This is a genomic window from Micromonospora sp. IBHARD004 (genome assembly GCF_052814115.1).
This window is the reverse complement of record NZ_CP199934.1, coordinates 6,415,613-6,428,485: the sequence shown is the minus strand read 5'-3', so window position 1 is coordinate 6,428,485 and position 12,873 is coordinate 6,415,613. Positions and strand designations below refer to the sequence as shown.

The window sequence follows — 12,873 nt, the reverse complement described above, 5'->3', positions numbered from 1 at the left end:
GATGGGCGGGCGGGCCGGGGTGCGGCGGCGGCCCCGGGCGGGCGGGGCAGAATGTCCGGATGAACGAGCTCGCGATCACCGTCATCGGCCGGGACCGGCCGGGCATCGTGGCCGACGTCGCCGAGGCGCTCGCCCGGCTCGGCGCGAACCTCACCGACTCCACGATGACCCGGTTGCGGGGACACTTCGCGATGACGCTGATCTGCGTGGGCCCGGCCGCCGCCGACGTCGAGGCCGCGTTGGCCCCGCTCGCCGCCGACGGCCAGCTGCTGGCGACCGTACGCGCGGTCACCCCCGACGGCGAGACCACGCCGGCCGGCGCGCCGTACGTGCTGGCGGTGCACGGCGCCGACCGGATGGGCATCGTCGCGGCGATGACCCGGGTGCTGGCCGACGCCGGTGGCAACGTCACCGACCTGAGCACCCGGCTGGCCGGGTCCCTCTACGTGGTGGTCGCCGAGGTGGAGCTGCCGCCCGCCAGCTCCGACGAGGTGGCCGGCCGACTCGCGCGTACCGCCGCCGAGCTGGGCGTCGGGGTCAGCCTCCGCCCGGCCGACACGGACCTGCTGTGAGGGCGGAGTACGTCGGCCTCGACGGCTGGACCCCGGAGGCGCTCGCCGTGCCGGGCGAGGTGCGCCCGGTGGTCTCCGCCCCCGACCGGGTGCTCAGCCGGCCGGGGCCGGAGGTCGACCCGACCTCGGACGAGGTGGTCCGCCTCGCCGCTGACCTGGTCGCCACCATGCGCGTCTCGCCCGGCTGCGTCGGACTCGCCGCGCCGCAGGTGGGGGTGAGCGCGCAGGTGTTCGCGGTAAACGTCACCGGCCACCCGAAGGCGGTCACCCTGCACGGGACGTTCGTGCTGTGCAACGCCCGGGTGATGGAGGCCAGCCGGTGGAAGGCCGGGCGGGAGGGCTGCATGTCGGTGCCGGATTTGACCGGTGACGTGAAGCGGGCCAGCCGGCTGGTGGTCGAGGGCGTCCTGCCCGGCACGGGCCGGCCGGTCCGGCTGATCACCGACGGGTTCGAGGCGCGGGCGCTCCAGCACGAGATCGACCACTGCGCGGGCCTGCTCTTCCTCGATCGGGTCGCCGGCGCACACGCCATCTACCAGCGCAAGGTCTACCTCTGACAGCCGCCGGAGCGTCGCGGCGGTGACCGCCCGCTCTCCGCTTCGGTGGTTGACGGCCGGACCAGGGATGTGGCGCGGTCAGCGGTGCCGGGGCGTCCCCGGGTCGGCGTCGCGGGGTGGGCCACGGTGGTGGCGCTGCGCGCGCGTGCGGGTCCGGTCGGTGACCGGCCGGCCCGGTCCGGTTGTCGCCTGTGGAACGCCGACCGGGTGCCGTGCTCGGCCCGGCGCGTCGCACCCCGCCCCGTGCGGTACGCCGCTACGGTGAACGCATCATGCGTCTGACGGTCGGCCCCCTGCCATCCGCTGTCTACTGGCGGCGTCGCGCCGTCGTACTCGGAGCGGGGCTTCTCTTCCTGATTGTCCTGCTCTATTCCTGCGGTTCGGAGCGCAACACGGGCGCGACCCCGGCGTCGACGTCCTCAGCGGCGGGCGCCGCCCCGTCGGTGGGCCCGGAGCCGTCCGGACCGGTGCTGACCCCGCAGTCGGCTGATCCGTCCGCCGCGCCGGGCGACTCCGGTGGCGGCTCGGACGGCGGGCCGGCGGGTGGCGGCACCGCGACGACCGACGCCCCGGCCGCGCCGGCGGCCCCGGTGGCCGACGACGGGACCTGCACGGACGCGGAGATCCTGGTGACCCCGGTGGCGCAGCCGGCGACCGCCCGGCAGGGCACCGTGGTGAATCTCCAGCTCAAGATCAAGAACAAGTCCCAGCGCACCTGCAGCCGGGACGTCGGGGCGGACCTCCAGGAGCTGTTCATCAAGTCCGGCGCGGAGAAGGTCTGGTCCTCGGACACCTGCGGCACCGGCAAGGGCTCCGACGTGCAGTCGTTCACGCCCGGCTTCGAGCGCCTCTACGAGCTGGGCTGGAACGGCCGGGACACCAGCCGCTGCAACGCCGGGCTGGCCGCCGGTCCGTACGCGCCGGCCGGCACGTACCAGCTCTTCGCCCGGGTTGGCACGAAGCTCAGCGAGCCGGTGAAGCTGACCGTCACGAGCTGAGCCGGCCGGGCCGGCTCAGACGTACCGCTCCAGGATGGACGCCTCGGCGAGCCGGGAGAGGCCCTCCCGGACGCCCCGGGCGCGGGCGTCGCCCACCCCCTCGACCGCCTGGAGGTCTTCCACGGTCGCGCCGAGCAGCCGCTGGAGGCTGCCGAAGTGCACCACCAGCCGGTCGACCACCGCGACCGGAAGCCGGGGCACCTTGGCCAGCAGCCGGAAGCCGCGCGGGCTGACCGCCGCGTCGAGCGCGTCGGAGGCGGACGGGTAGCCGATCGCCTTGGCGACCGCCACCAGGTCGATCAGCTCGGTGGCGCCGAGCAGGTCCAGCTCGACCAGCCCCTCGTCGAGGGTCCGCGACTTGCGGCCCACCGGGAGGTAGTCCCGGATGACCAGGGTGCGGTCGGCGTCCACGCCGGCCATCAGCTCGTCGAGCTGGAGGGCGAGCAGCCGGCCGTCGGTGCCCAGCTCGACGACGTAACCGGCGATCTCGTCGGCGATCCGGCGGACCATCTCCAGCCGCTGCACCACGGCCACCGCGTCCCGCACGGTGACCAGGTCCTCGATCTCCAGGGCGGAGAGGGTGCCGGAGACCTCGTCCAGGCGGAGCTTGTACCGCTCCAGGGTGGCCAGCGCCTGGTTTGCGCGGGAGAGGATCGCTGCCGAGTCGTCCAGCACGTGCCGCTGGCCGTTGACGTAGAGGCTGATGATCCGCATCGACTGGCTGACCGAGATGACCGGGTAGCCGGTCTGCCGGGCCACCCGCTCGGCGGTGCGGTGCCGGGTGCCGGACTCCTCCGTCGGGATGGACGGGTCGGGCATCAGGTGCACGCCCGCCTGCACGATCCGGGTGCCGTCGCTGGAGAGCACCACCGCGCCGTCCATCTTGCACAGCTCGCGGACCCGGGTCGCGGAGAACTCCACGTCCATCGGGAAGCCGCCGGTGCAGATCTGGTCGACCACCTTGTCGTAGCCGAGCACGATGAGCGCGCCCGTACGGCCGCGCAGGATCCGCTCGAGCCCGTCGCGAAGCGCGGTACCCGGCGCCATGAGAGCGAGATTTGCCCGCAGCGGGTCGCCGCCGGCCCCGCCGACGCTCCCGCTCACGCTGACGCTGATCGGACGGGCGGGCGAGCCCACCCCGCCGGTGCGGGCGTGCGGCGTCGCCGCGGCGGCGGGCTTGGTGGCATCGCGGTCGATCGGCACGGGCACAGTCTACGGACTGCCGTGCGTTGGGTGCTCTCGTGGTTACTGTGATGTGTCACGATGTCCGGCTTCCGCCGCCGCCGACCGGTCGGGTCAGCTGTCCGATATCGCCCAGCCGGTCCCGTCGCGCGGTCACCCTGGGTCACTCCGCCGACGCGCGGGCGGCAGCCTGGAGCGCCGCCCGGACGTCCGTGACCTCGATCACCCGCATGTTCTCCGGAGCAACCCCGCTGCTGCCCGGGCCGCAGCCGGTCGGCACCAGGGCGAGCCGGAACCCGAGCCGGGCCGCCTCGGCGAGCCGGCGGGGCACCGCGCCGACCCGGCGCACCTCGCCGGTGAGGCCGACCTCGCCGATCGCCACTAGGTGCGGGGCGATGGCGAGGTTGAGACCACCGGACGCCACCGCGAGGGCGACGGCAAGGTCCGCCGCCGGCTCCACCACCCGGATGCCGCCGACCGTCGCGGCGAAGACCTCCCGGTCGTGCAGGGTCAGCCGCTCCGTACGCCGCTGGAGCACGGCCAGCACCATCGCCAGCCGGGCCCCGTCCAGCCCGGAGACCGTACGCCGGGGGGAGCCGGCCACGGTCGCGCCGATCAACGCCTGCACCTCGGTCACCAGGGCCCGCCGCCCCTCCATCGCCACCGTGACGCAGGTGCCCGGCACCGGCTCGGAGTAGCGGGTGAGGAAGAGACCGGACGGGTCGGCCAGGCTGCTGATGCCGCCCTCGTGCATCTCGAAGCAGCCCACCTCGTCGGCGGCGCCGAACCGGTTCTTGACGCCCCGGACCATCCGCAGCGAGGAGTGCTTGTCGCCCTCGAAGTGCAGCACCACGTCGACCAGGTGCTCCAGCACCCGGGGACCGGCCACCTGGCCGTCCTTGGTGACGTGGCCGACCAGCACGGTGGCGATGCCGCGCTCCTTGGCGACCGCGACCAGGGCGGCGGTGACGGCGCGGACCTGGGTCACCCCGCCGGGGACGCCCTCGGTGCCGGTGGTGGAGATGGTCTGCACCGAGTCGAGCACCAGCAGGCCGGGCTTGACCGCGTCGAGGTGGCCGAGCACCGCCGACAGGTCGCTCTCGGCGGCCAGGTAGAGCTGGTCGTGCAGGGTGCCCATCCGCTCGGCGCGCAGCCGCACCTGGCTCACCGACTCCTCGCCGCTCACCACCAGCGACGGGCTGCCCGCGTTGGTCGCCCACTGCTGGGCGACGTCGAGCAGCAGCGTCGACTTACCCACCCCGGGCTCGCCGGCGAGCAGCACCACCGCGCCGGGAACGAGGCCGCCGCCGAGCACCCGGTCCAGCTCGGTGACACCGGTCGGCCGGGCCCGGGCCGGGGCGGCGCTGATGGTGGCGATCGGCCGGGCCGGCTCGGCGGGCATCCGGGAGCTGACCACCCGGCCGGAGACCAGCGGGCCGGTGACCGTGCACTCGACCACCGAGCCCCACTCGCCGCACTCCGGGCAGCGCCCGACCCACTTGGGCGGCTGGTGGCCGCAGGCGTCGCACTCGTAGGCCGGTCGCGGCTCGCGGGCCGAGGCCCGGCTCCGGCCGGCGGTGGACGCGCCGCGGGGGGAGGTCGAACGGGACGTGGTCACCCCAGGACGCTAACCGGGCGGTACGACGAAACCCAGCCGAAGACGAGAACACCGCCGGCGTGGCGGTCACCACGCCGACGGTGCCGTCGACAGTTCGTCCTTCGGATCAGCCGTGGCCGCCCTCGGTGCCGCCCTCCTCGCCACCCTCGCGGGTGATGATCGGGGAGGCCGGCGCGCCCGGGGTCAGCGGGACGCCGATCGGGGCCGCGGTCTTGATCGTCTTGCCGTTGCCGAAGTCGAAGACCAGGTTGACCTGCTGGCCGGCGAGCAGCTTGTCGTTCAGCCCGACGAGCTGGAGGCGCTGGCCGCTGCCGCCGGTGAGCTGGGCGTAGCCGAGGGCCGGGATTTCGATCCGGGCCGGCTGGACGGCCGGGGCCGACTCGCTCGCCGAGGCGGACGGGCTGGCCGAGGCGGACTCGCCGGCCCCGACGGACCGGCTCGGCGACGCGCTGGGGTCGCTCGCGGTCGGCGACGCGGAGGCCGGCTCGGTCGGCGACCCGGTCGGGCCCGCCTCGGCGCCGCCCGGGCCCGCGAGGACGATCTCGCGGGCGCTGTCCGTGGTGACGGTGACGGTGACCGGGGTCTTGCTGTCGTTGTAGATCACGACGTTCAGCGGGGCGTTCGCGCCCGCCCGGTAGCCCTCGGTGCCCGGGAACTGCACGTAGAGGCCGCGGACCTTGTACAGGTTGTCGGAAGTCTGGACGTTCACGCCCTGGACCGACGGGATCTTTTTGGCGGTCTCGGCCACCTGGCCGGCACCACACCCGGACAACAGCAGGCTCGCCGCCGCCGCCGTACCGGCCAGCAGCAGGGCCGCCCGTCCGGAACCCCTGATCGAGCGCGTCACGTCGGTCCTCCTCGTCACGATCCGCACCCGGCCGTACCCCGGGCACGGTGGCCATACCCGCGCAGACCGCGCTCCAGGGTAGTTGGGGCTGATCGACGGTCGCACGCCGACCCGGTAATGCCACCTTCCCGGGGAGCGGTCAGACCACCCGGCCGCTCGCCACCAGCAGGACCACGTCGATCAGCGCCACCACCATCACCGCCCGGAAGGCGGCCACCGGCCGGCCACCGGCCCGGGCCGCGCCGCGTCCGCCGTACCCAGCGACGGCCGGCACCAGCACGGCGGCGGCGACCGCCGACAGCCCGGCCCACGACGGCGGCCCGGGCGGCCCGAAGACCAGCGTGACGGTCGCCGCGAGGAGCAGCCCGGCGGCGGCCGCCCGGCTGCCCGCGGCCCCGAGCCGGTGCGGCAGGCCGCGCACCCCGGTCCGGGCGTCGTCGGCCAGGTCGGGCAGCACGTTGGCGAAGTGCGCCCCGGCGCCGAGGCAGGCCGCGGCGGCGACCAGCCAGACCGGCGGCGCCGGCGCGCCGGGCAGCGCCAGCACCACGAAGGCGGGCAGCGACCCGAAGGAGACCGCGTACGGCAGCACCGAGACCGGGGTCGACTTCAGCGGCCAGTCGTAGAGCAGGGCGGAGAGCAGGCCGACGGTGGCCCAGACCGCCGCCACCGGGTTCGTGGTCAGCGCCAGCACCGGGGTGGCCAGCGCGGCCAGCACCGCGGCGAGGCCCGCGGTGCGCCGCCGGAGCGCGCCGGTGGCGACCGGTTTGTCGGTACGCCCCACCGTGGCGTCCCGGTCGGCGTCGAGCGCGTCGTTGCTCCAGCCGACGGCGAGCTGGCTGGCGAGCACCGTGCCCACCACGGCGGCGATGCCGGCCGGCCGGTGCCCGGCCCCCCACGCCAACAGTCCGGCCACCGTGGTCACCGCGGCGGCCGGCTCCGGGTGGCTCGCCCTGACCAGCAATAGCACCGTTGACGACATGAGGGAAGTCTGGTCGTTACCGGGCAGTCGTGCCACGCTCGGTCCATGCGAGACGCGGCCCCGGTGTCCACCCCGCCCCGGGTGCTGCCGCCCAACGACCCCCGCCAGTACGACGACCTGGCCGGCGAGTGGTGGCGGACGGACGGCGCGTTCGCGATGCTGCACTGGCTGGCCAGGGCCCGGGCCGCGCTGGTGCCGCCGGCGTCCCGGCCGGGCGCCCTCCTGGTCGACCTGGGCTGCGGTGCCGGGCTGCTCGCGCCGCACCTGGTCGGTAAGGGTTACCGGCACGTCGGGCTGGACCTCACCCGCTCCGCACTGGCGCAGGCCGCCGCGCACGGGGTGACGGTGGTCAACTCCGACGCCACCGCCGTTCCGCTCGCCGACGGCTGCGCCGACGTGGTCTCCGCCGGAGAGCTGCTGGAGCACGTGCCGGACTGGCGGCGCGCGGTCGCCGAGGCGTGCCGGCTGCTGCGCCCGGGCGGCCTGCTGGTGCTGGACACCCTCAACGACACGGCGCTGGCCCGGCTCGTCGCGGTGGAGATCGGCGAGCGGCTGCCCACCGTGCCGCGCGGCATCCACGATCCACGGTTGTTCGTGGACGCCCGGGAGCTGATCGCCGAGTGTGCCATGCACGGCGTCGAGCTGCGGCTGCGTGGCATCCGCCCGGAGCTGCGCGGCACGCTGGGCTGGCTGCTGCGGCGGATGCGCGGCGGGTCCGCCCGCCGTCCGGTGGGGACGGAGGCGGGCCGCGAACCCCGGATCGTGCCGACCCGGTCCACCGCCGTGCTGTACCAGGGTCGTGGGCTCCGGGGCGGGTAGCGGGGGCCGCCCGGGGTAAAGGGGACGCCGAGAAGGGGGCGACATGGCTGTGCACGCGCTGGAGGCGGTCCGCCGGTTGGCGCCGCGACTGGCCGCCCGCGCGGCGGAGCACGACCGGCAGGGCTCCTTCCCGGTCGACGACTTCGCCGACCTGCGGGAGGCCGGGTTCTTCGGGCTGATGGTGCCCCGGGAGCTGGGCGGGGCGGGGGCCACCTTCGCCGAGTACGCCGCCGTCGCCACCGAGCTGGCCCGGGGCAACGGCGCGACGGCCCTGGTGTTCAACATGCACGCCTCGGTCACCGGCGCGCTCGACGCGGTCACCGAGGAGCTGGCCGAGGCGCTGGGCGTACCGGAGGAGGCGCTGGCCGCCCGGGACCGGCTGCTCCGCGCGGCGGCCGAGGGCTCCTGGTACGCGGTGGCGATGAGCGAACGCGGCGCGGGCGCCCGGTTGTCCCAGCTCAGCACGGTGTACGAGCCGGTGGACGGGGGCTGGCACATCAAGGGCAGCAAGACGTTCTGCTCCGGCGCCGGGCACGCCGACGGCTACCTGGTGGCCGCCCGCAGCGCCGCCGACCAGTCCGTCGTCTCCCAGTTCCTGGTGCCGGCCGGGGAGGGGTTGACCGTCGAGCCGACCTGGGACTCCCTCGGCATGCGCGCCACCTCCTCGCACGACCTGCACCTGGACGTCACCGTCCCGGCCGACCGGCTGCTCGGCGGGGTCGAGGGGCTGGCCCTGGTGGTCGCCCAGCTGATGCCGCACTGGCTGGTGGCCAGCTACGCCGCCGTCTACGTGGGGGTCGCCCAGGCGGCGATCGACGCGGCCGTCGAGCACCTGAACGCCCGCAACCTCGCCGGCCTGCCGGCGGTCCGGGCCCGGCTGGGCCGGGCCGACGCGGCGGTGGCGGCGGCCGGACTGGTGGTCGCCGAGGCGGCCCGCCGGGTCGACGAGGCGCCCGGCGACCCGGAGACGAACCGCTGGGTGTGGCGGGCCAAACTGCTGGCCGGCAACACCGCCGCCGAGGTGGCGGCGTCCATGCTGGAGGCGGCCGGCACCTCGGCGACCCGCCGGGGACACCCCCTGGAGCGGCTCTACCGGGACGCCCGGTGCGGCTCGCTGCACCCGGCCACCTCGGACGTCTGCGCGGACTGGCTGGGCATCGCGGCACTGGGCGGCGACCCGGACCGCGACGGATCGGCCCCTCGTTGGTGAAAGCGTGAGGAATGAGCCGGGGTTGCGAGCCCCGCAGTCTCGAACGAGGAGCGGCGCGGTGATGACGTGGGGGATCGTGGACGAGGGGTGGGGATCATGGCCATGCCGGTGATCGCGGGTCTGGGTGCGGCGCAGCCGCCGACCGCCGCGCAGGACGAGCTCTGGGAGGGCTTCTTCGCGAAGCACTTCTCCGGCACCACCCGGGCGCTGGCCGAGCGGATCTTCGCCAACTCCGGGGTGTCCCGCCGGCAGGCGGCGGTCAACCCGCTGCTGGAGGACGTCTCGGACTGGCCGACCGAGCGTCGGATGCGGCGGTACCAGGTAGAGGCCCTGCCGCTGGGCAAGGAGGCGGTGGGTCGGGCACTCACCGCGGCCGGCCTGGACGCGGGGGACGTCGGGCTCTTCGTGGTCTGTTCCTGCACCGGGTACGCGACCCCGGGGCTGGACATCCTGCTCGCCCGGGACCTGGGCATGGCCCCGGACACCCAGCGGATGTTCGTCGGGCACATGGGCTGCTACGCGGCCCTGCCGGGGCTCGGCGCGGCCAGCGACTTCGTCACCGCCCGGGGGCGGCCGGCGCTGCTGCTCTGCGCCGAGCTGACCAGCCTGCACATCCAGCCCGCCGGCGCGCGGGTGGACACCCAGCAGATCGTCTCGCACGCCCTCTTCTCGGACGCCGCGGTCGCCGCCGTGGTCGTCCCCGGCGGCCGGGGGTACGCGCTGCGCGAGGTCGCCTCGGTCACCGACACCTCGACCGCCGATCACATGACCTGGGACGTGACGGACACCGGCTTCCGGATGGGGTTGTCGCCGAAGGTCCCGCAGGTGCTCTCCCGCCACGTCCGGGGTCTGGTCGACGGCCTGCTCGCCCGGCACGGCCGGGCGTCGTCCGAGGTGGACGGCTGGGCGGTGCATCCGGGCGGCCCCCGCATCCTGAACGTGGTGGAACGGGAGCTGGCGCTGCCGCCGGAGGCGCTGGCGGCGTCGCGGGCCGTCCTGGACGAGCACGGCAACTGCTCCTCGCCGACGGTGCTGCTGATCCTGGACCGGCTGCTCCGGGCGTCGACGCCGCCGGACCGGATCGTGATGCTGGCGTTCGGCCCCGGCCTGACCCTGTACGCCGCTCTCCTCGAGCGCGGCGACTGACCGCCGCCGTTCGCGGCCGGACGGTGGGGCGGCCGGGCGTTACGCTCGCCGCATGGGCGCGAGGGCGGACGACCGGTTGCGCGGTGGGCTGCTGGCCGGGTTGGCCGTGGCCGCCCTGGTCGCCGGGGGATGGTGGTGGCGTTACGCCGCGCCGGCCACCGGTCCGGTCCCGGCGGCGGTCAGCTCCGCACCGGCCACGTCGGCCCCGCCGCCGGCGGCCCGACGGGTCCTCATCGACCCCGAGGACGGGCACATCATCCAGGGGCCGGAGGCCTATCTGGATGAGGCGCTGGTGTTCCACCAGGAGTCCGGCGCCCCGAACGCGACGCTCGTCTCGCACACCGTCTGGGAGGACACCTCGCACCTCACCAAGAGTGATCGGCCGCTGATCCGGCAGACGTCCCCGTCGGCGGGGGAACGCTACCTGCTCGTGGTCGGCTGCGCGGGTGCCGGGACGTTGACCGTCGCGTTCTCCGGCTCCGGAGACGAGGGGTCGGGTCGGCGGGTCACCTGTGCAGAGCTGCCGCTCACCGTCACGCTGACCGCGGCCGGGGGGCCGTTGCAGGTGCGGTTCACGGTGGCCGATGGCGAAGTCGACCTCGACGCCCGGCTGTCGGCGCTGTTCTGAGCCGGCCGGCCGCGGTCAGCCGGCGAGGCCCGCCAGGTCGGCGCGGTAGTCCTCGACGGTCTCCAGCTCCGGCACCACCCGGACCAGGGCGCCCTCCCGGTCCACCAGCAGCGCGGTGGCGGCGCCGGCGTGGGGCGGGAGGTGGAGGTAGGCGCGCAGGCCGCCGGCGGGGTCGGCCAGGGCGCGTACCGGCGCTCCCGCCGACGACGGGGCGGGGCGTACGTCCCGGCCGCCGGCCACGGTGACCACGGTGACTCCCGGCGGCGCGGCGATGGCCGCCTCCGCCACCTGGTCGGCGCACGCGCAGGCGTCGACGAGGAGGATCACCGCCGGCAGCAGGGCGCGCAGTGGCACCGGGGAGTCGTCGGCGTCGACCAGGTCCAGCGCGGGGAGCGGCACGACCGGGTCCGGGGTCGCCGGGTACGGGATGACCGTCGGGCTGCCCTCGGAGCGGGGCGACCGGGGCCAGGTGACCGCCGCCAGCCCGCCGAGGGTGGTCAGGACCGCGACCAGGAGGATCAGCACCGGCAGCCCGAGCGAGGGGCGGCCGTCCGCGCGGTGGGTGCGGCCCAGCCGGCGGCGCCAGGTGGCCTGCCGACGTGACCGGCGCAGCTCGCGGCGGAGCTGGCGGGCCTCCTCGGCGAGCGCGGAGGCGTCGTCCGGTACGACCACCCGGCCCCACTCCGGGGGCAGGTCGGGCAGCCCGTCTGGTGGCCCGTGGCCTTCTGCGTCAGGCATGCCCATCGGACCCCCAGGAACCGCCGCGGTGAGCGGACGTCGCGTCCACCTCAAGCGTCCCGCACCGACCGGCGTACCGCTACACCTGGGCGTACCTCGGATCGGCGGGATACCATGGAGGAGCGCATTGCCCTAGATATCGACGCTCCGATCACCCGTACCGGGTTGTCATCCGTTGGTCACGGAGCGTGTTGAAACCATCGGTTTGACGGCCTGTCAAGCTGAAGAAATACCTCTCACAGGGCCCCTGAGCTGCGCCAACGGTCAGGACATCGGTGAGACATCGGTGCCTGAGCGTGTTACCCTAGACACAGCGAAAGGGGTTTCGAACCTATGGTTTTCAGTGTCGGCGAGACCGTTGTTTACCCCCACCACGGGGCCGCACTCATCGAGGCAATCGAGACTCGGGTCATCAAGGGCGAGCCTAAGCAGTACCTCGTCCTGAGGGTCGCGCAGGGTGACCTGACGGTCCGGGTGCCCGCCGAGAACGCCGAGATCGTGGGTGTGCGCGAGGTGGTCGGCGAAGAGGGCCTGGGCAAGGTCTTCGACGTGCTCCGTGCACCGCACACCGAGGAGCCGACCAACTGGTCGCGGCGTTACAAGGCGAATCTGGAGAAGCTGGCCTCCGGTAACCCGCTGAAGGTCGCCGAGGTCGTCCGTGACCTGTGGCGTCGGGAGCGGGAGCGGGGCCTGTCCGCGGGCGAGAAGCGCATGCTCGCCAAGGCCCGCGACATTCTCGTCGGCGAGGTCGCGCTGGCCGAGAAGAGCACCAAGGACGAGGCGGAGTCGCTGCTCGACAAGGTGCTGGGCGAGGCCTAGTCCCCACAGCATCGTCGTACCCACCCCGTAGCAAAGAAATCCGAGGACCGCGACGTGACCGCGCAGCTCAATCCGCGCGGTGACGTCGCGGTCCTCGTTCCTGCGGCGGGTGCCGGCGTACGCCTCGGCCCGGGCGCGCCCAAGGCGCTCCGGCCGCTCGCCGGCGAGCCGCTCCTGGTGCACGCGGTACGCCGCATCGCCGCCGCCCCGTCGGTGCACACCATCGTGGTGGCCGCCCCGGCGGCCGACATCGAGTCGGTCCGGTCGATGCTCGCCCCGGTGGCGCCGGTGACCGTGGTGCCCGGCGGAGCGGAGCGGCAGGCCTCGGTGGCGGCCGCGCTGGCCGCCGTCCCGGCCGGCCCGGAGATCGTCCTGGTGCACGACGCCGCCCGCGCGCTCACCCCGCCCGAGTTGGTCGAGTCGGTGGCCGAGGCGGTCCGCTGCGGCCGCGACGCGGTGATCCCGGTCCTCCCGGTGGTCGACACGATCAAGGAGGTCGACGCCGGTGAGCGGGTCCTCGGCACGGTCGACCGGTCCGCGCTGCGGGCCGTGCAGACGCCCCAGGGCTTCCGCCGGTCCGTGCTGACCGCCGCGCACGCCGCGGCGGGTGACCCGCTGACCGACGACGCCGGCCTGGTCGAGAAGCAGGGCGTCGCGGTGGTCTGCGTGCCCGGCTCCGAGCACGCCCTCAAGATCACCCGACCGTTCGACCTGGCCCTCGCCGAGCACCTGCTGGCTGCCGGCGCCTGACGCGTACCCT

Annotated in this window: 14 protein-coding genes; 9 read left to right on the top strand and 5 right to left on the bottom strand. The window is 74.9% G+C overall.

Annotated features, from left to right (window positions below):
• The first annotated feature begins 59 nt into the window (after nucleotides 1-59).
• From ACTWO6_RS31300 to ACTWO6_RS31290, 3 genes are all read left to right on the top strand, one after another.
• The gene (locus ACTWO6_RS31300; protein ID WP_446217266.1) at nucleotides 60-572 is read left to right on the top strand and encodes a glycine cleavage system protein R; all 513 of its coding nucleotides are present in this window, start codon (nucleotides 60-62) and stop codon (nucleotides 570-572) included.
• A complete protein-coding gene (locus ACTWO6_RS31295) occupies nucleotides 569-1,129 on the top strand; it encodes a peptide deformylase (protein WP_446217265.1) in 561 nt (186 codons plus the stop codon). The genes ACTWO6_RS31300 and ACTWO6_RS31295 overlap by 4 nt, the downstream gene beginning before the upstream one ends.
• Nucleotides 1,130-1,401: 272 nt before the next feature.
• Nucleotides 1,402-2,127 (top strand): hypothetical protein, encoded by a 726-nt coding sequence (locus ACTWO6_RS31290; RefSeq protein ID WP_446217264.1) that lies wholly within the window; start codon nucleotides 1,402-1,404, stop codon nucleotides 2,125-2,127.
• Nucleotides 2,128-2,142: 15 nt separating this feature from the next.
• Here ACTWO6_RS31290 and disA read toward each other — a convergent pair whose 3' ends face one another.
• The 4 genes from disA to ACTWO6_RS31270 form a co-directional block, all read right to left on the bottom strand.
• Nucleotides 2,143-3,330: a DNA integrity scanning diadenylate cyclase DisA gene (disA, locus tag ACTWO6_RS31285; RefSeq protein ID WP_446217263.1), complete on the bottom strand. Its 1,188-nt coding sequence runs from the start codon at nucleotides 3,328-3,330 to the stop codon at nucleotides 2,143-2,145.
• A gap of 142 nt (nucleotides 3,331-3,472) precedes the next feature.
• Nucleotides 3,473-4,927: a DNA repair protein RadA gene (gene radA / locus ACTWO6_RS31280; RefSeq protein ID WP_130329561.1), complete on the bottom strand. Its 1,455-nt coding sequence runs from the start codon at nucleotides 4,925-4,927 to the stop codon at nucleotides 3,473-3,475.
• A 106-nt stretch (nucleotides 4,928-5,033) separates the two neighbouring features.
• The gene (locus ACTWO6_RS31275) at nucleotides 5,034-5,774 is read right to left on the bottom strand and encodes a hypothetical protein (protein WP_446217262.1); all 741 of its coding nucleotides are present in this window, start codon (nucleotides 5,772-5,774) and stop codon (nucleotides 5,034-5,036) included.
• 139 nt (nucleotides 5,775-5,913) lie between these two features.
• On the bottom strand, nucleotides 5,914-6,753 hold the full coding sequence (locus ACTWO6_RS31270; RefSeq protein ID WP_446217261.1) for a UbiA family prenyltransferase: 840 nt from the start codon (nucleotides 6,751-6,753) through the stop codon (nucleotides 5,914-5,916).
• A gap of 45 nt (nucleotides 6,754-6,798) precedes the next feature.
• Between ACTWO6_RS31270 and ACTWO6_RS31265 the strand changes: the two genes are divergently transcribed.
• The 4 genes from ACTWO6_RS31265 (at nucleotide 6,799) to ACTWO6_RS31250 (ending at nucleotide 10,556) form a co-directional block, all read left to right on the top strand.
• On the top strand, nucleotides 6,799-7,572 hold the full coding sequence (locus tag ACTWO6_RS31265) for a methyltransferase domain-containing protein (RefSeq protein ID WP_446217260.1): 774 nt from the start codon (nucleotides 6,799-6,801) through the stop codon (nucleotides 7,570-7,572).
• 43 nt (nucleotides 7,573-7,615) lie between these two features.
• Nucleotides 7,616-8,782 carry an acyl-CoA dehydrogenase family protein gene (locus ACTWO6_RS31260; protein ID WP_446217259.1) on the top strand — a complete coding sequence of 389 codons (1,167 nt, stop codon included), beginning with the start codon at nucleotides 7,616-7,618 and terminating at the stop codon, nucleotides 8,780-8,782.
• Between the two features lie 87 nt (nucleotides 8,783-8,869).
• Entirely contained in the window at nucleotides 8,870-9,928 is a 1,059-nt protein-coding gene (locus tag ACTWO6_RS31255; protein ID WP_446220833.1) for a type III polyketide synthase, read from the top strand.
• A 52-nt stretch (nucleotides 9,929-9,980) separates the two neighbouring features.
• The gene (locus tag ACTWO6_RS31250; protein ID WP_446217258.1) at nucleotides 9,981-10,556 is read left to right on the top strand and encodes a hypothetical protein; all 576 of its coding nucleotides are present in this window, start codon (nucleotides 9,981-9,983) and stop codon (nucleotides 10,554-10,556) included.
• A 15-nt stretch (nucleotides 10,557-10,571) separates the two neighbouring features.
• Here the strand turns inward: ACTWO6_RS31250 and ACTWO6_RS31245 are convergent, their stop codons facing one another.
• A complete protein-coding gene (locus ACTWO6_RS31245) occupies nucleotides 10,572-11,300 on the bottom strand; it encodes a hypothetical protein (RefSeq protein ID WP_446217257.1) in 729 nt (242 codons plus the stop codon).
• Nucleotides 11,301-11,627: 327 nt separating this feature from the next.
• Between ACTWO6_RS31245 and ACTWO6_RS31240 the strand changes: the two genes are divergently transcribed.
• Together ACTWO6_RS31240 and ispD are read left to right on the top strand one after the other, a co-directional pair.
• On the top strand, nucleotides 11,628-12,113 hold the full coding sequence (locus tag ACTWO6_RS31240; protein ID WP_089012187.1) for a CarD family transcriptional regulator: 486 nt from the start codon (nucleotides 11,628-11,630) through the stop codon (nucleotides 12,111-12,113).
• A 54-nt stretch (nucleotides 12,114-12,167) separates the two neighbouring features.
• Nucleotides 12,168-12,863 carry a 2-C-methyl-D-erythritol 4-phosphate cytidylyltransferase gene (gene ispD, locus ACTWO6_RS31235; RefSeq protein WP_446217256.1) on the top strand — a complete coding sequence of 232 codons (696 nt, stop codon included), beginning with the start codon at nucleotides 12,168-12,170 and terminating at the stop codon, nucleotides 12,861-12,863.
• Nucleotides 12,864-12,873: the final 10 nt, after the last annotated feature.

Bases quoted from the DNA above. Each gene is read 5' to 3' on its own strand.
- ACTWO6_RS31300 (WP_446217266.1), top strand. From the start codon at position 60: ATGAACGAGCTCGCGATCACCGTCATCGGCCGGGACCGGCCGGGCATC.
- ACTWO6_RS31290 (WP_446217264.1), top strand. From the start codon at position 1,402: ATGCGTCTGACGGTCGGCCCCCTGCCATCCGCTGTCTACTGGCGGCGT.
- ACTWO6_RS31270 (WP_446217261.1), bottom strand. From the start codon at position 6,753: ATGTCGTCAACGGTGCTATTGCTGGTCAGGGCGAGCCACCCGGAGCCG.
- ACTWO6_RS31265 (WP_446217260.1), top strand. From the start codon at position 6,799: ATGCGAGACGCGGCCCCGGTGTCCACCCCGCCCCGGGTGCTGCCGCCC.
- ACTWO6_RS31260 (WP_446217259.1), top strand. From the start codon at position 7,616: ATGGCTGTGCACGCGCTGGAGGCGGTCCGCCGGTTGGCGCCGCGACTG.
- ACTWO6_RS31250 (WP_446217258.1), top strand. From the start codon at position 9,981: ATGGGCGCGAGGGCGGACGACCGGTTGCGCGGTGGGCTGCTGGCCGGG.
- ACTWO6_RS31245 (WP_446217257.1), bottom strand. From the start codon at position 11,300: ATGGGCATGCCTGACGCAGAAGGCCACGGGCCACCAGACGGGCTGCCC.
- ACTWO6_RS31240 (WP_089012187.1), top strand. From the start codon at position 11,628: ATGGTTTTCAGTGTCGGCGAGACCGTTGTTTACCCCCACCACGGGGCC.